The following is a 22,793-nucleotide window of genomic DNA, read 5'->3' as shown; positions in this document are numbered from 1 at the left end:
ATTGGATTGGGAGAACAACTAGATTTAACAAAATATTCAGTTCGTACAGACTTAGCCGTTGAAGCAAGTGCAATGGCAGTAGAGGAACGTAATAAATCATTAAAAGAAGATCAACAGCCTGTATCAGAAATTGAAGGTGTCATCATAAAAGAAAGACAAGAAGATGGCATTACAATCTCAACTGTTGAAATTACCGACGAAGGTGCAAATGCAATAGGAAAGAAAAAAGGAAACTACTTAACATTAGAAGTTCAGGGAATTCGTCAAAAAGATTCAGAGCTCCAACAAAAGGTACAAGAAGTTTTTGCAAAGGAGTTTAATCATTTCCTTTCAAACTTAAATATTGGAAGGGATGCAAGCTGCCTTGTTGTGGGCTTAGGAAATTGGAATGTCACCCCAGATGCCCTTGGACCAATGGCGGTTGAAAACCTGGTAATTACAAGACATCTCTTTGCACTTCAGCCTGAAAATGTTCAGGATGGCTTTCGCTCTGTGAGTGCAATTGCTCCAGGAGTGATGGGATTAACAGGAATTGAGACAAGCGACATTATATATGGTGTGATAGAGAAATCAAAGCCTGATTTTATTATAGCCATTGATGCACTGGCAGCACGTTCAGTGGAGCGTGTGAATTCAACCATTCAAATCTCGGACACAGGGATCCATCCGGGTTCTGGGGTTGGAAACAAACGAAAGGAACTGAGTAAAGAGACTTTAGGTATTCCCGTAATCGCCATTGGAATACCAACAGTAGTGGATGCTGTTTCTATTACAAGTGATGCGTTTGATTTTATATTAAAGCATTTTGGTAGAGAGCTTAGGGAGGGAGATAAGCCTTCACGTTCACTAGTACCTGCTGGTATGAGCTTTGGTGAAAAGAAGGTTTTAACAGAAGATGACTTACCTGGGGAGCAGGAACGAAATACGTTCTTAGGAATTGTTGGAACTCTACCAGAGGACGAAAAAAGAAAGCTCATTCATGAAGTGTTGGCGCCTCTTGGTCATAATTTAATGGTTACGCCAAAAGAGGTGGATGTCTTTATTGAAGACATGGCCAATGTAATTGCAGGTGGTCTTAACACGGCATTACACGGTGAAATTGGTCAGGATAATTCAGGTGCTTACACGCATTAAAAAAAGGAAGAGATTCTACCAATTCAGTTCTACTAATCGATGTTTGTTCATATCAATATGATAGACAAACATTGAGGAGGTAGAATATGAAGAGTTTTCGGGCTCAGGGAATGATGATCTCAATTCAAGGAACTAGCATTGTGAAAGGAATTCTATTCCTCATTTTTAGTTTTATTTTATTGTTTACAATCACGGGAGCGATTGTCTCTCTTAAACCAGAGTATAGAATAAGTTCTTCTTCCATTAGTAATGTAGCAACAAATCTTTCAGGTGAAGCACTTGTTCACTTATTAGGGTATGAAAACCATTATTTCGTTCAAGGCTTACCTGAATCTACAACTAAGCCTGACTATCTAGGGGCAGTATTTAAAGCAGCCACCAACCTTACATTGGATGACCCACGGAGCTTTTTAGGTAGAGAACTTCCGGGGTTCTCAATATTCGATGGAAAGATTCTAGTAGCTGGTGAGGGAACGAACTATACGAATATGCCAATTGAATCTCCACCGCCTTTGGATGTTTTATTAGATGAAAGACAAGTGGCCACTCAAAATGTCGAACAAGCTGAAAAGCCTTCTGAACCTGTACCGCCGCCAGCGATGACGACCGGTGATAAAAAAGTTGCCTATATTTATCACACTCATTCCTATGAATCGTTCTTTCCACACCTAAAGGGAGTGGATACGACAAATGCAAATAATGCAAGGCATCCAGAGGTCAATATAACAAGAGTGGGCAAGATGCTTAGTGAGGAATTTGAGGCACGTGGAATTGGTACGGAGATTGATACAAGAAATATGGATAAATTTTTAAAAGAAAAAGGTTATAACTGGTTTCAATCATATAAAGCATCTGGTGATTTAGTGACTAGTGCAATGGCGAGTAACAAAGAATTAAATTACCTATTTGATTTACATCGTGATGCTCATCGAAAAGAAACCACAACAGTGACGATTAATGGGAAATCATATGCGAAAATAGCATTTGTTGTTGGAACAGAGAATCCTCAATTTGCGAAAAATTTTGCATTAGCAAACAAACTACATGAATTGTTAGAGGAAAAATATCCCGGATTAAGCAGAGGAGTATTAGATCAAGGTGGTGCTGGTAATAATGGTATCTATAACCAAGACAAATCCGAGAATGCGATGCTAATCGAATTTGGTGGCGTTGATAATAATTTTGAAGAGCTTCGAAGAACAGCAACTGCAATAGCTGATGTCTTTGCTGAATACTACTGGCAGGCCGAGAAAGTAAACGCAGACGTAGAAAATGAGGAATAGGGAGCAATTCCAATGGTGAAATTCATAATGAAATGTTTTTTAATTGTGACCGTTCTCCTTTTAGGAGTATTGATCGGGATGCAGCAAGCAAATGAAGGGATGAAGAATATGAGGGGCTATAATGACCCCTCTCTTCAAGGTGCCTTTCATATCTCCGATGATAACGGTGAAGTGGAAGCATCGGTCTTAGGTCGAAGAGTAACTAGTCATGATCTAGAACAAAAACAAAAACAACTAGAGGACGTAGAAGCCTTTAACCTTTTTTCAAGCATTGGTGAAAAGCTAGGAAATGGGATCAGTACTCTATTTGAAAAAATCATGATTGCCATTGGAAACGGAATCGGAAGTGTCTTAGACAAACTGTAAGAAGTGAGAGTTTTGCCAAAAAATAGGCAAGCTCTTTTTTTCATAATTGAATGTCTTAAAATGTTTCTGTATAATCTAATCTAGTGTAGTTGTTCCATACAGGAGGATTTTTAATGAACCAAGAAGAGAGACGTAATAGACAATCTAGAATCAGGAATTTTTCAATTATTGCTCATATAGACCATGGTAAATCAACATTGGCTGACCGCATTCTTGAAAAAACAAATGCGTTAACCCATCGTGAAATGAAAGAGCAATTGCTAGACTCCATGGACCTAGAAAGAGAACGTGGCATTACAATTAAACTAAATGCTGTACAATTAAAATATAAGGCAAAAGATGGGGAAGAATATACTTTCCACCTTATTGATACCCCTGGACATGTTGACTTCACATATGAAGTTTCACGTAGTTTAGCGGCATGTGAAGGTGCTGTACTTGTTGTCGACGCAGCACAAGGTATTGAAGCACAAACCTTAGCAAACGTGTACCTTGCATTAGACAATGACCTGGAAATTTTACCGGTAATTAATAAAATTGACCTTCCAAGTGCTGACCCAGAGCGAGTAAGACAAGAAGTTGAAGATGTGATCGGACTTGATGCCTCAGAAGCAGTTCTTGCATCTGCTAAAGCGGGAATAGGGATTGAAGATATTTTAGAACAGGTAGTAGAAAAGGTCCCTGCACCACAAGGTGACCCGGATGCTCCGTTACAGGCACTAATTTTTGACTCTGTATATGATCCATACCGTGGTGTAGTTGCTTATATTCGTATTGTCGAAGGTACTGTTAAGCCAGGTGACAAAATTAAAATGATGTCAACTGGTAAAGAGTTTGAGGTTATAGAAGCAGGTGTATTCACACCACGTGCAACATTACAGGAAGAACTTACAGTTGGAGATGTTGGATTTTTAACAGCATCAATCAAGCATGTTGGTGATACACGTGTGGGTGATACGATTACGAATGCAAAAAATGGTGTAACAACACCATTACCAGGTTATCGACGCCTAAATCCAATGGTATTCTGTGGATTGTATCCAATCGATACAGCAAAATACAATGATTTACGTGACGCATTGGAAAAGCTTGAATTAAACGATGCTGCCCTTCAATTTGAACCGGAAACTTCACAGGCACTTGGATTTGGTTTCCGTTGCGGATTCTTAGGCTTATTGCATATGGAAATTATTCAAGAGAGAATTGAAAGAGAATTTAAAATTGATTTAATTACTACGGCACCGAGTGTTATTTATGATGTATTCCTAACGGATGGAACGGATTTAAAAATTGATAACCCATCTGACATGCCAGACCCACAAAAAATTGATAGAATTGAAGAGCCTTATGTAAAAGCAACAATGATGGTACCTAATGATTTTGTTGGAGCTGTAATGGAGCTTTGCCAAGGTAAACGTGGTATTTTTATCGATATGCAATACCTTGATGAAAAACGAGTAAGTATCATTTATGAAATTCCACTTGCGGAAATCGTCTATGATTTCTTTGACCAATTAAAATCAAGTACAAAGGGCTATGCTTCATTTGACTACGAATTAATTGGCTATAAACCATCTAAGCTTGTAAAGATGGATATTCTATTGAATACTGAGCAAGTTGACGCACTATCCTTTATCGTTCATAAGGATACAGCATATGAACGTGGAAAAATAATTGTAGAGAAGCTGAAGGAACTAATTCCAAGACAGCAATTCGAAGTACCTATTCAAGCAGCGGTTGGACAAAAGATTATCGCACGTTCAACTATAAAAGCAATACGTAAAAACGTGTTAGCAAAATGTTACGGTGGAGACATTTCTCGTAAACGTAAGCTTCTTGAAAAACAAAAAGAAGGTAAGAAACGAATGAAGCAAGTAGGCTCAGTCGAAGTACCTCAAGAAGCATTCATGGCAGTATTAAAAATGGACGACAAGTAATATTGAGATACCGCAGATATTCTGCGGTTTTCTCTATTTTAGAAAGAAGTGATTTTTTGGTACAAGCAGCATATCTTCACATTCCCTTTTGTGAACAAATCTGTCACTATTGTGATTTCAATAAAGTATTTCTAAAAGGACAACCGGTTGATGAATATCTTCAATATATGGATACTGAAATGAAAAATACAATTGAGGCGTATCCACCAAGGGCACTCAATTCGATATTTGTTGGTGGTGGAACGCCTACTGTACTTTCCGTTAACCAACTTGAAACATTCCTATCGAGTATTAATAAATATTTAAAGCCACGAAGCAAAACAATAGAATTTACTTTTGAAGCAAATCCGGGAGATCTTACAGAGGATAAATTAAAAGTAATGCTAGACTCAGGTGTCAATCGAATCAGTTTTGGTGTCCAAACCTTTGATGATGAGCTTCTCAAGGCAATTGGAAGAACACACCGTCGTGAAGATGTTTTTCATACGATTGAATTGGCGAAACATGTTGGTTTTAAAAATATAAGCATTGATTTAATGTATTCTCTCCCACATCAAACAATCGAAAGCTTTAAGGAATCACTCGAGTTAGCTTTCTCCATTGATGTAGAGCATGTATCTGCATATTCTCTAATTATTGAACCAAAAACCGTGTTCTATAACTTGATGAGAAAAGGAAAGCTCCATCTTCCTAGCCAAGAAAACGAGGCTAATATGTATGAAACTTTGATGGAAGAAATGGAGGAGCACGGGTTCCACCAATATGAAATCAGTAACTTTTCTAAAAATGGTTTCGAAAGCCGCCATAATCTGACATATTGGAATAATGAAGAATACTACGGAATCGGCGCTGGTGCCCATAGCTATGTGGCAGGAAAAAGAATTTCAAATGCTGGACCAATTAAAAAATATATGTCAGCGATTGAAGAACATGGTTTTCCTCATGTCGAAACACATTCCGTAACTTTACAAGAAAAAATGGAAGAGGAACTCTTTTTAGGTCTTCGTAAAACTCAAGGAGTTTCAATCTCCCATTTTCAAGAAAAGTTTTCTGTTAGTATTTTTGATGTTTTTGTGAACCAAATTAATGAACAAAAAGCAAAAGGTCTGCTTGAGGAAAAGGATGATTTTATTCGGCTAACACATAAAGGAAAATTTCTTGGAAATGAAGTTTTTCAAGAGTTTTTGCTTTAATTTAGATTAAATACGACTTGGTGTATTTGTGCCCGATTTTTAGGCCCGCAGGAAGTGGCGTCTTTAGTCTTTGATCTTACTGATCGAAAATTTTCCTCTGAAAAATCGTGGCATCCGCCGGAGGCTTTAACTTTATTTAGTCAGGGGGAGAGCCCCCGACTAAATAAAGTTAATTCGTTGACAATGAGACTCGTATTTGGTAATTTAATTATAGAATTAGCACTCGCTAAATTAGAGTGCTAACAGAGGTGATGTTCCTTGCTAACAGATCGTCAACTATTGATTCTTCAAGTTATAATTGATGACTTTATCAGATCTGCACAGCCAGTAGGGTCAAGAACATTGTCGAAAAAGGATGGGATTGTGTTTAGCTCAGCAACTATTCGCAATGAGATGGCAGATCTAGAAGAACTAGGATTTATCGAGAAAACTCATAGCTCATCTGGTAGAGTTCCATCCGAACAAGGCTATCGATACTATGTAGATCATTTAATATCTCCGAGCCGATTAACTCTTAAGGAAAAGTACGAGTTGAGGTCAATTTTTGCTGAGAAAATTTATGAACTCGAAAAAATCGTCCAAAAATCCGCACAGATATTATCTGATCTAACAAATTATACTTCAATTGTTTTAGGTCCGGCCTTTAAAGATAATAAAGTGAAAAGGCTACAAATTGTTCCAATTAACAATGAAACAGCTGTTGCTATTATCGTAACGGATAATGGGCATGTAGAAAATCGAACAATTTCATTTCCTGAGTCCATTGACCCGAGTGATATCGAAAAAATGGTCAACATTCTAAACGAGCGACTTGTAGGCGTTCCGCTGACTGATCTAAAAAACAAAATTTATAAAGAGGTTGCTTACCTTCTAAAAACGAATATTCACAACTATGACGCAGTCATAAATGTTTTGGACAAAACACTTTCCTTCCAAACGGAAGAAAAAATGTTTATTGGTGGAAAAACAAATATGTTAAGTCAACCTGAGTTCCATGACATTGAAAAAGTTCGCTCATTATTAACGATGATCGAAAGTGAGCATGAATTTTCGAGATTGTTACGTACTGATAAAGCGGGAATAAATATTAAGATTGGTCACGAAAACAACAATAACGCGATGAATGATTGTAGCTTAATAACAGCAACGTATTCTATTGGTAATGAACATCTCGGGTCTATCGCTATTTTAGGACCTACAAGAATGGAGTATTCACGTGTTATTTCTTTGTTGCAGCATATTAGTCAAGATTTTTCAACGGTACTAACAAAACTGTATCAAATAGAATAGCAGTGGCCATATTTAGTAGAGGGTGATATATCCCTCTCGTACATATACTAGTTATTATGGTGAGAGACATTTCACTTTAAGGGAGGTGAGTGTATTGGCTAACGAGAATGAAGTAGTGAAAGAAGAAATCGAAGTAGAAGAAGCAAACGTAGATCATGATGTGGTAGAAACGATTGAACAGGCTGAAGCAGAGTTGGTAGAAGAACAAGAAAATGATGTGAATGCCGAACTTTCGAAAGCCAATGATAAAATTGCAGAACTTGAGGCTAAGCTAGAAGAGGCAGAAAATCGCAATTTGCGTCAGGTTGCCGACTTTGAAAACTTTAAAAGACGTGCTCGCTTAGATCAAGAAACAGCTGCTACATATAGAGCTCAAAGCCTTGTAAATGATTTGTTGCCAGCTCTTGATAATTTTGAAAGAGCCCTTCAAGTTGAAGCAACAAATGATCAAGCTAAATCAATTATGCAAGGTGTGGAAATGGTATACCGTAGCATTATAGATGCCCTGAAAAAAGAAGGGGTAGAAGCAATCGAAGCAGTTGGAACCCAGTTTGATCCAAATGTCCATCAAGCGGTTATGCAGGTAAGTGAGCCTGATGCTGAATCAAATGTGGTTCTAGAAGAGTTCCAAAAAGGATATAAACTTAAAGATAGAGTTTTACGACCTTCAATGGTTAAAGTTAACGAGTAATTCCAAAGTTTAAGGAGGAATTTTCCATGAGTAAAATCATTGGTATAGATTTAGGTACAACAAACTCATGTGTTGCCGTTATGGAGGGTGGAGAAGCTAAGGTTATTCCAAACCCAGAGGGTAACCGCACAACTCCATCTGTTGTTTCATTTAAGAATGGGGAGAGACAAATTGGGGAAGTTGCGAAACGTCAAGCGATCACAAACCCAAACACAATTATGTCAATCAAACGCCACATGGGAACAGATCACAAGGTTGAAATTGAAGGTAAGAATTACACTCCACAAGAAGTATCTGCCATTCTTCTTCAATACTTTAAATCCTATGCGGAAGAATACCTAGGTGAAAAAGTAACAAAAGCAGTTATCACAGTTCCTGCATACTTCAATGATGCTGAGCGTCAAGCAACTAAGGATGCAGGTCGTATTGCTGGTCTTGAAGTTGAACGTATTATTAACGAGCCAACAGCAGCTGCACTTGCATATGGCTTAGATAAAACAGATGATGAAGACCAAACAATCCTTGTATATGACCTTGGTGGTGGAACATTCGACGTATCCATCCTAGAACTAGGCGATGGCGTATTCGAAGTTCTATCTACTGCTGGTGACAACCGTCTTGGTGGAGATGACTTTGACCAAGTCATTATCGACTATTTAGTAGAACAATTCAGAAAAGAAAATGGCATTGATCTTTCCAAAGATAAAATGGCATTACAACGTTTAAAAGATGCTGCTGAAAAAGCGAAGAAAGATTTATCTAGTGTAACTTCTACGCAAATTTCTCTTCCATTCATCACTGCCGGGGAAGCTGGACCACTTCACTTAGAAGTCAACTTAACTCGTGCGAAATTTGAGGAGCTTTCAGCAGAACTTGTTGAGCGTACAATGGGACCAACTCGTCGTGCACTTCAAGATGCTGGCCTTTCAGCAAGTGAGATCGACAAGGTCATCCTAGTTGGTGGTTCAACACGAATTCCAGCTGTTCAAGAAGCAATCAAGAAGGAAACTGGAAAAGAGTCACATAAAGGTGTTAACCCTGACGAAGTAGTTGCTTTAGGTGCAGCTATTCAAGGTGGAGTATTAACTGGGGATGTTAAAGACGTTGTTCTTTTAGACGTAACACCATTATCACTTGGTATCGAAACAATGGGCGGTGTATTTACACGATTAATCGATCGAAATACAACAATCCCAACAAGTAAATCTCAAACATTCTCAACTGCTGCGGATAATCAAACAGCTGTTGATATCCACGTACTTCAAGGGGAGCGTCAAATGGCAGCTGACAACAAAACATTGGGTCGCTTCCAATTAACAGACATTCCGCCAGCACCACGTGGAGTACCTCAAATCGAAGTTACATTTGATATCGATAAAAACGGTATTGTAAATGTTCGTGCTAAGGATCTAGGTACAAATAAAGAACAAGCAATTACAATTCAATCATCTTCAGGTCTATCTGACGCAGAAGTGGATCGCATGGTTCGTGAGGCTGAGGAAAATGCAGAAGCCGACAAGAAGCGTAAAGAAGAAGTTGAACTTCGTAATGAAGCTGATCAATTAGTGTTCACAACTGAAAAAACACTTAAAGATCTTGAAGGCAAAGTAGATGCTGCTGAGGTTGAAAAGGCAAATGAAGCTAAAGACGCATTAAAACAAGCTATCGAGAAAAATGATCTTGAAGAAATTAAAGCAAAGAAAGATGCCCTACAAGAGATTGTTCAACAGCTTTCTGTAAAACTATATGAGCAAGCGCAAGCTGCTCAGGGTGCACAAGGAACAGAAGGTGCAAACCAAGATAAAAAAGACGATAATGTAGTAGACGCTGAATACGAAGAAGTAAACGACGACAAGTAAGATTAAAAAAGAAGAATAAAAGCTTAAAAAGTCGAAGTCAGGCCTGTCTTGGCTTTGGCTTTTTTACTTTATTCAGCAGAAGTCCCCTACATCTATTAGTTGGGGAAGAATGTATTTCAATTCAGTCTTGGTTCAAATTTCGGCTGAATAAAGATAAAGCCTCCGGCGGAGACATGCGATTTTCAAGGGTAATTTTTCGAGCTTGCTCGAAAAAAATCTGGGCGCAAATACGCCAAGGCGAATTTGATTTGGCCACATGTATTATTGCCTTTTTATAAAAGTAAATGATACAATATTCTTTATGTGAATGATGCGGGAGTGGATTTAATGAGTAAAAGAGATTATTATGAGGTACTCGGGGTTTCGAAAAGTGCTAGCAAAGATGAAATTAAAAAAGCCTATCGAAAATTATCAAAAAAATATCATCCCGATATCAATAAAGAAGCAGATGCTGCTGATAAATTTAAAGAAATTACAGAAGCTTATGATTCATTAACAGACGATAACAAGCGTGCCCATTATGACCAATTTGGTCATACAGATCCAAACCAAGGCTTTGGTGGATTTGGTGGAGGTGCCGATTTTGGTGGTGGCTTTGGCTTCGAAGACATCTTCAGCTCAATCTTTGGTGGTGGAGCAAGAAGACGTGACCCAAATGCGCCGCGTCAAGGGGCAGATTTACAATACACAATGACCCTAAAATTTGAAGAAGCTGTATTTGGTAAGGAAACGGACATCGAAATCCCAAGAGAAGAAGAATGTCAAACCTGCCATGGCTCAGGTGCCAAACCTGGAACAAAGCCAGAAACTTGTTCACACTGTAGTGGTTCGGGTCAAGTCAACGTTGAACAGAACACCGCATTTGGTAGGATAGTGAATAGACGTGTCTGCCATCACTGTAGTGGAACTGGTAAATTTATTAAGGATAAATGTTCAACATGTAGCGGCTCTGGTAAGGTGAAAAAGCGCAATAAAATCCATGTGAAAATTCCTGCTGGTATCGACGACGGTCAACAGCTTCGTGTAGCTGGTCAAGGTGAACCAGGTGTAAATGGGGGACCTCCAGGGGATTTATATATTGTATTCCATGTACGTTCCCATGAATTTTTCGAGCGTGATGGGGACGATATCTACTGTGAAATGCCATTAACCTTTGCACAAGCTGCATTAGGCGATGAAATTGAAGTACCTACCCTACATGGGAAGGTAAAGCTAAAAATTCCTGCTGGTACTCAAACTGGAACGAACTTCCGCCTTCGCGGCAAGGGTGTACCAAATGTAAGAGGATACGGTCAAGGAGACCAACATATTCACGTTCGTGTCATTACCCCAACAAAGCTGACAGAAAAGCAAAAACAATTGCTTCGTGAATTTACAGAAATCGGTGGTAATGAAACTCCGGATGAACAGCATGATAATTTTTTTTCGAAAGTAAAACGCGCATTTAAAGGTGAGTAACCACTTGAAAGAATTGGATTGGAGTTGGTAGAATTGAAATGGTCTGAAATTAGTATTCACACAACACAGGAAGCGGTGGAGCCAGTATCGAATATACTTCATGAAGCAGGTGCAAGTGGAGTTGTTATTGAAGATCCATTCGACCTAACAAAGGAAAGAGAAAATGTGTTTGGTGAGATCTACCAACTTAATCCTGATGATTATCCTGATGAAGGTGTCATTGTGAAAGCATACCTCTCTGTCAATAGCTTTCTAGGAGAAACAGTAGACGCAATAAAAGAGGCTATCAACAATCTATTGCTTTTTGATATTGACTTGGGACATAACAAAATCACTATTAGTGAAGTTCATGAGGAAGAATGGGCTACAGCATGGAAAAAGTATTATCACCCTGTCAAAATCTCCGAGAAATTCACCATCGTTCCGACATGGGAAATGTATGAGCCTGTTCATAGTGATGAATTAATTATCGAGCTAGATCCCGGAATGGCCTTTGGAACAGGTACACATCCTACAACAGTCATGAGTATTCAAGCTCTTGAACGAACCGTCAAAAAGGGAGATACAATCATCGACGTCGGAACTGGTTCTGGTGTGTTAAGCATCGCTGCTGCAATGCTTGGTGCAAGCTCTATTAAAGCTCTTGATTTAGACACGGTCGCTGTTGAAAGTGCTAAGCTTAATATAAAATTAAACAAAGTACATGAAGTAGTTAATGTCTCTCAAAATAATCTGCTTGATGATATAAATGGACCGGTGGATCTCATAGTGGCGAATATTCTTGCTGAAATCATTGTCCGATTTACAGATGATGCAGCAAAAATCTTAAAACCAAATGGAGCATTTATTGTATCTGGGATCATTAATACGAAAAAACAGGAAGTAAAAGATTGTCTTCTAGCTTCTGGTTTCATAATTGAGGAAGTACTTGTTATGGAAGACTGGGTATCAATGATTGCTAGAAAGAAGAGTGAGTAAAGGATTCTTGCAGGTGGTGGAAAAATAGATGCAACGATATTTCGTTAATCAAATGAGCGAAACACAAGCCACAATTTTAGGTGAAGATGTTAACCATATTACACGAGTCATGAGAATGTCAGTTGGAGACTCTATTTATTGTTGTTATAATGGAAGGGTAGCACTGTGTGCAATTACTGAAATTACCAATGATATGATTTTGGCAAATGTTGTAGAATGGGTAGAGAACGCGAGCGAGCTCCCCGTTAAGGTATGTATTGCAAGTGGATTACCAAAAGGGGACAAGCTTGAATATGTAATCCAAAAAGGGACGGAGCTTGGGGCATCTGAGTTTGTCCCTTTTGTTGCGGGTCGTTCAATTGTCAAATGGGATGAAAAAAAGGGACAAAAAAAGGTAGAGCGCTGGGGAAAAATTGCAAAGGAAGCAGCAGAGCAATCACACCGTACAGTAGTACCTGGTGTGAGTAAACCTTTGTCTTTTAAAGAATTATTGTCTTTTAGTCAATCCTTTACTTATAAAGTAGTAGCATATGAAGAAGACGCAAAGCGCGGTGAGAGTTCAAATCTGGCACGTGTTTTATCACAATTGAAACATGGAGATTCTCTTTTTGTTGTGATCGGGCCTGAAGGTGGGCTAACCGAAAAAGAGGTTACAACATTGATAGAGAATGAATTTATTTCCTGTAGCTTTGGTCCAAGAATTTTACGAACTGAGACAGCACCATTATATGTTTTATCTGCTGTATCATATTATTTTGAATTAGCGAGGTGACAACAATGTCATTAGTTGCATTCCACACATTAGGATGTAAAGTCAATCATTATGAAACAGAAGCAATTTGGCAGCTATTTAAAGACAATGGGTATGAACGTACCGAATTTGAAAGCACTGCTGATGTGTATGTTATTAATACTTGTACTGTTACAAATACAGGAGATAAAAAGAGTAGACAGGTCATTCGTAGAGCAATCCGTAAGAACCCTGATGCTGTTATTTGTGTTACGGGTTGTTATGCGCAAACTTCTCCAGCAGAAATCATGGCGATCCCTGGCGTAGATATTGTTGTAGGAACACAGGATCGAAAGAAAATGCTTGAGTATATTGAGCAATACAAACATGAACGCACGCCAATTAATGGTGTAGGTAATATTATGAAAACACGTGTATATGAAGAACTAGATGTACCTGCATTTACAGACCGTACTCGTGCGTCATTAAAAATTCAAGAGGGCTGTAACAATTTCTGTACCTTCTGTATCATTCCATGGGCTCGAGGTTTAATGCGTTCTCGTGATCCAGAAGAGGTCATTAAACAAGCACAACAGCTTGTTAATGCAGGGTATAAAGAAATTGTCCTAACAGGCATTCATACAGGTGGCTATGGTGAGGATATGAAGGACTACAATCTAGCTGCCCTTTTACGTGATTTAGAATCTAAGGTAATTGGTCTTAAGAGAATTCGTATTTCGTCCATCGAGGCTAGTCAGATTACCGATGAGATTATTGAAGTACTTGATCAATCGACAAAAGTTGTAAGACATCTACATGTTCCATTGCAATCTGGTTCGAACACTGTGTTAAAACGTATGAGACGTAAATACACAATGGAATTTTTTGCTGAGCGTTTAACAAAATTACGTCAAGCATTACCAGGATTAGCGTTAACATCTGATGTTATTGTTGGATTCCCTGGTGAGACAGAAGAAGAGTTTATGGAAACTTATAATTTTGTAAAAGAACATCAATTTTCTGAATTACACGTTTTCCCGTACTCTAAGCGCACTGGTACACCAGCAGCAAGAATGGAAGACCAAATTGATGAAGAAGTGAAAAATGAGCGTGTACACCGTCTAATTTCACTTTCTGACCAATTAGCGAAGGAATATGCATCTAATTACGAAGGAGAAGTATTAGAGGTTATTCCTGAGGAGCTAGAAAAGGACAATCCAACAAGCGGCTTATATATTGGATATACTGACAACTATTTAAAAGTTAAGTTTGATGCGTCTGAAGATATGATTGGTAAAATCGTGAAAGTTAAAATCACAAAAGCTGGTTATCCATATAACGAGGGTCAATTTGTAAAAGTCGAAGAAGATCTTCCAATTGAAGCAGAAGAAGCAAGAACAACCGCATAACTTAAAAAGTAATGAAAAGAAGTTAATCATTTGATTAGCTTCTTTTTTTTGTCCCATACTATAAAGTGAAACTTCAATCAGTGGGTGTTTTCCTGCCCGTTAATGCGGGATAAATGCTAGTCAACCTAATCCAATAATGATATGATGTTAGAGGTACGTACAACTAAAAAGGTAAAAGGAGAAATACATAATGACGAATATTGCTAAAATGATTGACCATACAGCATTAAAAGCAGATACAACGAAAGAGCAAATTGAAAAGCTTTGTGCAGAGGCAAAGGAATATGGATTTATGTCTGTTTGTGTGAATCCAACATGGGTTGAAACAGCTGCTAGCCTGTTAAAAGATTCTGAAGTAAAGGTTTGTACTGTTATCGGATTTCCATTAGGAGCAAGTACTTCAGAAACGAAAGCATTTGAAACAAAGGATGCTATTGAAAAAGGTGCAACTGAAGTGGATATGGTCATTAATATCGGTGCCCTTAAGGATAAAAATGACGAATTAGTTGAAAAAGACATCCGCGCTGTTGTAGAAGCGGCAAAAGGCAAAGCACTTACAAAGGTTATTTTTGAAACTTGTCTACTAACGGACGAGGAAAAAGTAAGAGCCTGTGAACTTTCAGTTAAAGCCGGGGCTGATTTTGTGAAAACATCAACTGGTTTCTCAACCGGTGGGGCTACTGTGGAAGACATTCGCTTAATGCGTAAAACAGTCGGACCGAATATTGGAGTAAAAGCATCTGGTGGAGTTCGTGACGTAAAAGGCACCCAGGATATGATAGATGCTGGAGCAACTAGAATCGGGGCAAGTGCAGGAGTAGCAATCGTTAACGGACTAACAGGATCTTCTGACTATTAAAAATTGCAAAAGCTGGCTGATTTTGGCCAGCCTTTCTTATGTAGTTCGGTGGACTTTCTTGATAAAATTCGTCAACATCCCGACAAAAGGTAAAAAGAGCAGTGAAGTAAGAACATTGAAAATTAAACTAACATGGGCAATTTGAACATCAGGATGGGATGTAAGCAACATGGCAATTTGGCCAAGTACATTTATTAACGGGAAAAATAAAACAACACCGATCACATTGACCCAAATATGGGTATATGCAGCTAATTTTGCTTCATGTCTACTCCCAATACTCGCAATATAAGCAGTAATACATGTCCCAATATTCGCTCCAAGTAACACTGCAATTCCAGCATTTAAAGTTAATAGCTGTTCATTCATAAACCCCATAATGATTCCAGTAGTTGCAGTACTAGATTGAATAATAGAAGTCAAAATGGTCCCTACACCTACCCCAAAAAGACCACTTTCATTTGTATGCTGAAAAAAGGTATGAATGGAAGGGAATTGTGAGATTGGCCTTGCAAGCTGCTCAAATCCATTCATTGCAACAAACATGCATCCTAATCCGAACAAAAAAGCACCAAAGCTAAAAACCTGTTGATTACTAATAAACAAACATAAAAACCCTATTATTAAAATCGGAACAATCCATTCAAATATATCAAAGGTTATCATTTCTGCCGTAAAGGTTGTTCCTATATTGGTACCAAGAATGATTCCAATTGATTGTTTAAAGGTTAAGTATCCTGTTGCAATTAAACCGACAACAAGCACCATGACAGCAGAGCTGCTGTGAATAATGGCGGTAATGATCATCCCAGTAAATAATCCCTTTATCGGGTTATCGGTAAAACGAATCAGCCAAACCCTTACTCTATCTCCGGTAAGATTATAAAGGCCTGTCCTCATCACAGTCATACCAAAGAGAAAAATCGTAATAAATACAGCAAATAACGATATAAGTTCAATCATGCATTCTCACCCCTATCACATTGTATGGACAAGGATACGTGAAAATGACTACTTCAACTTTTTTTACCTTATACATACTCAATTTAAATTAGTTACTACACAGACTATAAAAAGAGAGGATTTAACAGGAATAACAGTAAAAAAAATTATCAAAACTAGTAGAGGACAGATGATTTATAGCGATACTATTGTGAATTACAGTTGACCAAAAATCATGCATATATTATAATTGCAAAGTACATGTTTATTTTTTCGACGATTTTTTTCGATCGACACTTAGAAAATGAAATAGAACATGTGTCTTAATTAGAGTTAGTGGTTGTTTTCGGAGGGAGGGAATTAGAATGTCAAAAACGGTCGTTCGTAAAAACGAATCGCTTGAAGATGCTCTTCGCCGCTTCAAACGTACTGTATCTAAATCAGGTACGATTCAAGAAGCTAGAAAGCGCGAATTCTATGAAAAGCCTAGCGTAAAGCGTAAGAAGAAATCTGAAGCTGCTAGAAAGCGTAAATTCTAAAAGAGGGTGTAGTTTTATGAGTCTTCTCGAGCGTTTAAATAGTGATATGAAAACAGCGATGAAGAATAAAGAGAAAGATAAGCTATCTGTTATTCGAATGGTGAAGGCTGCACTTCAAAATGAAGGTATAAAGTTTGGAACCAGTGAACTATCAGATGAAGCAGAACTAACAGTTCTAACTCGTGAATTAAAACAACGAAAAGATTCCCTCCGCGAATTTAGTAACGCTGGTCGTGAAGATCTTGTTAATAAAATTCAAACTGAAATTGAGATATTAGAGGTATACCTTCCAGAACAATTATCTGAAGAGGATCTTGTTGAGATTGTAAAAGAAACAGTACAAGAGGTCAATGCTTCTTCAAAGGCTGACATGGGTAAAGTGATGGCTGCAATCATGCCTAAGGTAAAAGGTAAGGCTGACGGCGGTCTCGTTAACAAACTTGTTCAGCAGCAATTATCTTAAAAAAAACACCTTACATCGAGTAAGGTGTTTTTTCTTTTTAATTGCATCCTCAAATAGATATATAACAGGTAAGTATTACCAATAGAAAAGTTGCATAGAAACATGCAAAAAGTGAAACCAGTTGTTCATTTCAAACGTATAACATACTATCAAGACGTAAAAATGAAAAGAGAGGGGGGAACACGATTTGAAAAAATGGAGAATCCTTTTATTCCTTTCCATTATTCTCTTGCCACTAATTCTCACATTAACGCCAAATAAAAGCTTAAGCGCTGCAGACCAGGTGGTGTATTTTATCCCATTAGAAGAAACAGTCGAAAAAGGTTTAAGCGCTTTTATCGACCGTTCGATTACAGACGCTGAGAATAAGGGAGCAGACATCATTATTTTTGAAATCAATACCCCTGGTGGGGCGGTTGATGCTGCTACACAAATTGGGAAACGAATCCAAGAATCGACCATTCCTACCGTTGCCTATATTAATAACGATGCTATTTCAGCTGGTGCTTTTATCGCATTAAATGCAGATATGATCTATATGTCTGAGAATGGTAGAATGGGAGCTGCTGGCATCATTGACCAAGCTGGAAATACTGCTGATGAAAAAGCCGTTTCCTACTGGCTTTCAGCGATGAAAGGTGCTGCAGAAAACAATGGACGTGATCCGATTTATGCTTTAGCAATGGCAGACAAAGAGATTGATCTTCCAGAGTTAGGAGCTGAAAAAGGAAAATTCCTAACCTTAACAGCCAAACAAGCCCTTTCAGTTAATTATGCAGAAGGAATTGTAAAGGACAGAGCTGATTTATTAAAGACACTAGGCTATGAAAAGGCTGCTGTTGAGCAAGCTGAGGTTAGTCTAGCTGAAAAAATTGCTCGCTTTATTACAAATCCAATTGTTGTTTCGCTTCTTTTAACAATCGGAAGCTTAGGATTAGTTGTTGAATTATACTCTCCTGGGTTTGGTATTCCTGGTATAATGGGAATATCAGCACTATTGCTCTTTTTCTATGGGCATTTAGTAGCGGGGCTAGCAGGAATGGAAACCATTATCCTATTTGTAGTAGGAATTGTATTAATATTATTGGAGTTTGTTTTGCCGGGGGGGATTATTGGTTTGATAGGATTAGGAGCTATTTTAACGAGCTTTTTCTTAGCAGGAAGCAGTGTAATGGTAATTGGTATTTCACTATTAGTAGCGTTAATAGCAACGATTGTTGTATCAATCATTTTAGTGAAAGTATTCGGCAAGAACCTGCATGCATTTAAAAAGATTATCCTTTTTGATTCTACCGATACCGAAAGTGGGTATGTCTCAAATAAGAATCGGGAAGATCTAATTGGAAAACAAGGCATTGCATTAACCACATTAAGACCTTCTGGTACTGCCATAATCAATGATGAAAGAATAGATGTTGTTACACAAGGGAATTACATTGAGAAAAATTCAAAAATTGAAGTCATCAAAACAGAAGGTTCTCGAATCGTGGTTCGAGAAATTGCTGATATTGATAAATAAAAATTAGTAGGAGGAAAAATAGAATGCCAACAAGTATGATTACAATTCTTATTTTGGTTGCACTAGCTATTATTTTATTGGCTGTACTATTTACATTTGTGCCAGTTGCACTGTGGATTTCGGCGCTTGCTGCTGGTGTCCGTGTAAGTATCTTTACGTTAATCGGGATGAGGTTACGTCGGGTTATCCCGAACCGTGTAATTATCCCGTTAATTAAAGCTCAAAAAGCAGGTTTACAACTTAATACAAACCAATTGGAGAGTCACTATTTAGCTGGTGGTAATGTTGACCGTGTTGTAAATGCATTAATCGCTGCACAACGTGCAAACATTGATTTAACATTTGAAAGAGCAGCTGCAATCGACTTAGCAGGTCGTGACGTGTTAGAAGCAGTTCAAATGAGCGTTAACCCTAAAGTTATCGAGACACCATTTATTTCAGGTGTTGCGATGGATGGTATCGAAGTAAAAGCAAAAACTCGTATCACCGTTCGTGCCAATATTGATCGTTTAGTCGGGGGAGCAGGGGAAGAAACTGTTATTGCCCGTGTAGGAGAGGGTATTGTTAGTACAATTGGTTCTCAAAAGGACCACAAAAAGGTTCTCGAAAATCCTGATATGATTTCTCAAACGGTTTTAGCAAAAGGGCTAGATGCAGGTACTGCATTTGAAATCCTATCTATAGATATTGCAGATATTGATATCGGTAGAAACATAGGTGCCGTGCTTCAAACAGACCAAGCGGAAGCCGACAAGAAAATAGCCCAAGCGAAGGCTGAAGAACGCCGTGCAATGGCTGTTGCAAGTGAACAAGAAATGCGCGCTCGTGTAGAAGAAATGAAAGCGAAGGTTGTAGAAGCAGAAGCTGAAGTTCCTCTTGCAATGGCTGAAGCATTACGCTCTGGTAACCTTGGAGTTCTTGACTATACAAACCTAAAAAATATCATGGCTGACACTGATATGAGAGATTCAATTGGTAGAAGCACAAAAGATCATGACGAAGATAAATAATTATCAAAAATAAACCTCAATACGTGAAAGGAGGTTTACACTTTGGATTTGCTTTTACAAAATCTAATTGAAAAGATTATGTCAAATGCCTGGATTCTTATTGTCATAATTGGATTTGTACTTAATGCGTTTAAACGTTTTAACAGTGGTGAAAAAGAGCCTACAACTCAGATCCCAATGCCAAAACAGTTCAATCCGTTTGACCAAGAACCAAAACCTGAAAAAGAAGATCATCCGAAAGAAACAAAGTATGATTATGAAGAAATTGAATCTAAAGAGGTTTCTGATACTCAAGTTCCAAATACGTTCTATGAACGATATCAAGAGCTTCAGCAACAGGGAACCTATAGTGAAACAACAATCGAGGAAGAAGAACCGGCACTAACGGTTATTAAACCGACAGTAGCCACTTCAGAACAAAGAGGCGTCAAAAGCTTCTCGAAAAACAAGGTCGTTGAAGGGATTATTTGGTCTGAAATTCTTGGTCCTCCAAGGGCAAAAAGGCCTTATCAAACCCGTCGCTAAAATTTTTAACGTATAGTACTCCTATACAAAAAATGTTCTATGAACCCCCTTTTACTCATAAACATGAGTTGAAAGGGGGTTCTTTGTTATGCCTAAAAACCTAGGATTACGCATGAAAAGATGGATCACAAACAAGATGGAACTTCCTGCTGACGTCATGATGGATCTTCCAAGAATAACTATGATTGGTCAATTACATATTTACATAGAGAATCATCGAGGATTAATAACCTTTTCAGATAAAGAGGTACGGCTTTTATTGAAACAGGGACAACTTCTGATCAAAGGAAATGCATTTGTAATTAAAACCATATTACCTGAAGAAATAATGCTCGAAGGAAAAATTGAACATGTGCAATACATTGAGAAATGAAACACTAGGGGGATAAGCATGAAAAACCATTGGATGCATTTTTTTAGTGGGAGTGTCAAAGCTGTTATTTCTGGAAAAGGGACAGAGCGATTTATAAATGAATGTGTAAGACAAGGTATCGTTGTGTGGGATGTAAGGAAGCCAGGTACTCACGTCTTAAGCTTCTCAATGTATTTAAAGGATTTAAAAAAAATTCGAAGAGTTGTCCGTAAAAATGATTGTAAGCTTCGTTTTATTGGGAAGAAGGGCTTACCATTCCTTATCCAAAAGGCGTTATCTAATAGTGGCTTTTTAATCGGTGCTATTTCGTTTTTTATTATTGTTACATTATTATCAAATATGGTCTGGGGCATAAAGGTGGAGGGTGCTAAACCAGAAACAGAGCACCGCATTATTCAAGAATTGAAAAAGCTTGGTGTAGAAAAGGGGAAACTACAATTCTTTATTGAAGATAATGAATCGCTTCAAAGACACCTGGAGGATGCCATTAACGATATTACATGGATTGGTGTGGAATTAAATGGGACGACCTATCATTTTGAGGTTGTTGAAAAGAACCAGCCAGAGCCTACAGAGCAGTTTAGCCCAAGAAATCTGGTTGCTAATAAAAAGGCGACAATCAAGAAACTAATTGTGGAGGAAGGTAAGCCTGTTGTAGCTGAAAATGATTTTGTCAAAAAAGGCGATCTTTTGGTTACTGGTAAAATTGGAAAAGAGGGAGAGGAAGTCTACGTACCTGCACGTGGAAAAATTTTTGGTGAAACTTGGTACAAGTCCAAAGTAACGGTAGATATTACTACGAAACTAGATGTACTAACAGGGGATAATATAACAAAACATTATATTTCTTTAGGGGATATACGTATTCCGATCTGGGGATTTGGTAAGATTGAATATAAGGAGTATCAAACAGAACTAAATGAAAGACATATCAAATTTTTTAATTGGGAACTTCCAGTTGCGTATGAAAAAGAGACAATTAGGGAAAGTGAAAAAATCACCAGAACGTATACAACAAATGAGGCCATTGAAGTAGCAAAAGATATCGGAAGAAACAAATTAGCACAGCAATTGGGTAGTGATGCTGAAATTATAGAAGAAAAAGTTTTGCGTCAATCCATTAACAATGGTAAAGTAAAATTGGAAATAAAATATAATGTTATTGAGAATATCGTCACTACGATACCATTAGTTCAAGGAGACTAAAGGATGTCAGAAGATTTAGTAATGAGTAAACACCAACTAGAAAATCCAAATGAGGCACTTGTTTTATTTGGAAACAATGATCTTCATCTTAAAAGGATTGAAGAAGAATTAAATGTTTCAATTATCACAAGAGGTGAGGCTGTTCACGTCTCAGGTGACCCAACAAATGTTCAAATTGTTGAGGAAATACTTGAAAAGCTTCTTGGTGTGATACGAAAAGGAATACGTGTAAGTGAACGTGATGTTATTTACTGTATTCAAATGGCAAAAAGCGGAAGATTGGATTCGTTTGAAGAGTTATATGATGAAGAAATTACAAAAACCGCAAAAGGAAAATCCATTCGTGTTAAAACACACGGACAACGTCAATATGTGGCTGCCATCAAACAGCAAGATTTAGTATTCGGAATCGGGCCAGCGGGTACCGGAAAAACATATTTGGCCGTTGTTATGGCAGTTAACGCTTTGAAGAATGGACAGGTTAAACGAATAATTCTAACTCGTCCAGCTGTTGAAGCCGGTGAGAGTCTAGGATTTTTACCAGGAGATTTAAAAGAAAAGGTGGATCCATATTTACGTCCATTATATGATGGTTTACACGATGTACTTGGTGCTGAGCATACAGAACGTTTAATGGAACGAGGAATTATTGAAATTGCCCCATTAGCCTATATGAGAGGGCGCACACTTGACGATGCTTTCGTCATTTTAGATGAAGCGCAAAACACAACGTTGGCGCAAATGAAGATGTTTTTGACACGCTTAGGTTTTGGCTCTAAAATGGTCATAACAGGAGATATCTCGCAAATCGATTTACCTAAAGGGGTAAAATCCGGCTTACATGAAGCAATAAATATCCTGAAGGATGTATATGGTTCTGCGTTTATCTTTTTGGAACAGTCTGACGTTGTACGTCACCCTCTTGTAGCACGTATTATTGAAGCGTATGAAAAGGCTGAGGCTGATCAAAAGTAAAAGACCCATATGGAATGGGTCTTTTTTATCATTGAGGTAACTGGTAAAATAATC

General features: G+C 38.0%; 22 protein-coding genes. 21 read left to right on the top strand and 1 reads right to left on the bottom strand.

What is annotated here, in order from left to right:
- Positions 1-6: 6 nt before the first annotated feature.
- The 13 genes from gpr to deoC all read left to right on the top strand — a co-directional run bounded on the left by gpr (position 7) and on the right by deoC (position 15,187).
- Positions 7-1,134 (top strand): GPR endopeptidase, encoded by a 1,128-nt coding sequence (gene gpr / locus V7097_RS07890; protein WP_335703057.1) that lies wholly within the window; start codon positions 7-9, stop codon positions 1,132-1,134.
- 86 nt (positions 1,135-1,220) lie between these two features.
- Positions 1,221-2,417, top strand: a complete 1,197-nt coding sequence (spoIIP, locus tag V7097_RS07885; RefSeq protein WP_335703056.1) for a stage II sporulation protein P — start codon at positions 1,221-1,223, stop codon at positions 2,415-2,417.
- A gap of 12 nt (positions 2,418-2,429) precedes the next feature.
- Positions 2,430-2,783 (top strand): YqxA family protein, encoded by a 354-nt coding sequence (locus V7097_RS07880; protein ID WP_335703055.1) that lies wholly within the window; start codon positions 2,430-2,432, stop codon positions 2,781-2,783.
- Between the two features lie 113 nt (positions 2,784-2,896).
- On the top strand, positions 2,897-4,720 hold the full coding sequence (gene lepA, locus V7097_RS07875; protein WP_335703054.1) for a translation elongation factor 4: 1,824 nt from the start codon (positions 2,897-2,899) through the stop codon (positions 4,718-4,720).
- Positions 4,721-4,776: 56 nt separating this feature from the next.
- Positions 4,777-5,913 (top strand): radical SAM family heme chaperone HemW, encoded by a 1,137-nt coding sequence (gene hemW, locus V7097_RS07870; protein WP_335703053.1) that lies wholly within the window; start codon positions 4,777-4,779, stop codon positions 5,911-5,913.
- 258 nt (positions 5,914-6,171) lie between these two features.
- Positions 6,172-7,203 (top strand): heat-inducible transcriptional repressor HrcA, encoded by a 1,032-nt coding sequence (gene hrcA, locus V7097_RS07865; protein ID WP_335703052.1) that lies wholly within the window; start codon positions 6,172-6,174, stop codon positions 7,201-7,203.
- Between the two features lie 94 nt (positions 7,204-7,297).
- Positions 7,298-7,894, top strand: coding sequence for a nucleotide exchange factor GrpE (gene grpE, locus V7097_RS07860; RefSeq protein ID WP_335703051.1), 597 nt, complete (start codon positions 7,298-7,300; stop codon positions 7,892-7,894).
- 26 nt (positions 7,895-7,920) lie between these two features.
- Positions 7,921-9,753 (top strand): molecular chaperone DnaK, encoded by a 1,833-nt coding sequence (gene dnaK, locus V7097_RS07855; protein WP_335703050.1) that lies wholly within the window; start codon positions 7,921-7,923, stop codon positions 9,751-9,753.
- 327 nt (positions 9,754-10,080) lie between these two features.
- Entirely contained in the window at positions 10,081-11,211 is a 1,131-nt protein-coding gene (gene dnaJ / locus V7097_RS07850) for a molecular chaperone DnaJ (protein WP_335703049.1), read from the top strand.
- A 33-nt stretch (positions 11,212-11,244) separates the two neighbouring features.
- Entirely contained in the window at positions 11,245-12,189 is a 945-nt protein-coding gene (prmA, locus tag V7097_RS07845; RefSeq protein WP_335703048.1) for a 50S ribosomal protein L11 methyltransferase, read from the top strand.
- A 28-nt stretch (positions 12,190-12,217) separates the two neighbouring features.
- Entirely contained in the window at positions 12,218-12,961 is a 744-nt protein-coding gene (locus V7097_RS07840) for a 16S rRNA (uracil(1498)-N(3))-methyltransferase (RefSeq protein ID WP_335703047.1), read from the top strand.
- 5 nt (positions 12,962-12,966) lie between these two features.
- Positions 12,967-14,328 (top strand): tRNA (N(6)-L-threonylcarbamoyladenosine(37)-C(2))-methylthiotransferase MtaB, encoded by a 1,362-nt coding sequence (gene mtaB, locus V7097_RS07835; RefSeq protein WP_335703046.1) that lies wholly within the window; start codon positions 12,967-12,969, stop codon positions 14,326-14,328.
- A 190-nt stretch (positions 14,329-14,518) separates the two neighbouring features.
- A complete protein-coding gene (deoC, locus tag V7097_RS07830; protein ID WP_335703045.1) occupies positions 14,519-15,187 on the top strand; it encodes a deoxyribose-phosphate aldolase in 669 nt (222 codons plus the stop codon).
- 36 nt (positions 15,188-15,223) lie between these two features.
- On the opposite strand, the gene V7097_RS07825 is transcribed toward deoC, so the two are convergent.
- The gene (locus V7097_RS07825) at positions 15,224-16,150 is read right to left on the bottom strand and encodes a Na/Pi symporter (RefSeq protein WP_335703044.1); all 927 of its coding nucleotides are present in this window, start codon (positions 16,148-16,150) and stop codon (positions 15,224-15,226) included.
- 344 nt (positions 16,151-16,494) lie between these two features.
- Between V7097_RS07825 and rpsU the strand changes: the two genes are divergently transcribed.
- From rpsU to V7097_RS07785, 8 genes are all read left to right on the top strand, one after another.
- The gene (gene rpsU / locus V7097_RS07820; RefSeq protein WP_015595024.1) at positions 16,495-16,668 is read left to right on the top strand and encodes a 30S ribosomal protein S21; all 174 of its coding nucleotides are present in this window, start codon (positions 16,495-16,497) and stop codon (positions 16,666-16,668) included.
- A gap of 16 nt (positions 16,669-16,684) precedes the next feature.
- Positions 16,685-17,131, top strand: coding sequence for a GatB/YqeY domain-containing protein (locus V7097_RS07815; protein WP_335703043.1), 447 nt, complete (start codon positions 16,685-16,687; stop codon positions 17,129-17,131).
- Between the two features lie 187 nt (positions 17,132-17,318).
- A complete protein-coding gene (locus V7097_RS07810; RefSeq protein WP_335703042.1) occupies positions 17,319-18,650 on the top strand; it encodes an NfeD family protein in 1,332 nt (443 codons plus the stop codon).
- A 23-nt stretch (positions 18,651-18,673) separates the two neighbouring features.
- Entirely contained in the window at positions 18,674-19,660 is a 987-nt protein-coding gene (gene floA, locus V7097_RS07805; protein ID WP_335703041.1) for a flotillin-like protein FloA, read from the top strand.
- A 42-nt stretch (positions 19,661-19,702) separates the two neighbouring features.
- Positions 19,703-20,185: a hypothetical protein gene (locus tag V7097_RS07800; RefSeq protein WP_335703040.1), complete on the top strand. Its 483-nt coding sequence runs from the start codon at positions 19,703-19,705 to the stop codon at positions 20,183-20,185.
- 88 nt (positions 20,186-20,273) lie between these two features.
- Positions 20,274-20,558, top strand: coding sequence for a sporulation protein YqfC (yqfC, locus tag V7097_RS07795; RefSeq protein ID WP_335703039.1), 285 nt, complete (start codon positions 20,274-20,276; stop codon positions 20,556-20,558).
- Between the two features lie 18 nt (positions 20,559-20,576).
- On the top strand, positions 20,577-21,764 hold the full coding sequence (gene yqfD, locus V7097_RS07790; RefSeq protein ID WP_335703038.1) for a sporulation protein YqfD: 1,188 nt from the start codon (positions 20,577-20,579) through the stop codon (positions 21,762-21,764).
- 3 nt (positions 21,765-21,767) lie between these two features.
- Positions 21,768-22,739, top strand: coding sequence for a PhoH family protein (locus V7097_RS07785; protein WP_335703037.1), 972 nt, complete (start codon positions 21,768-21,770; stop codon positions 22,737-22,739).
- Positions 22,740-22,793: the final 54 nt, after the last annotated feature.

Origin of the sequence: Bacillus sp. JJ1562, assembly GCF_036962705.1 — a bacterium.
In the GTDB taxonomy this organism is placed as follows: domain Bacteria; phylum Bacillota; class Bacilli; order Bacillales; family Bacillaceae_L; genus Ferdinandcohnia.
Note: the sequence above shows the minus strand (reverse complement) of the source record. Positions and strands in the feature narration are given on the sequence as shown.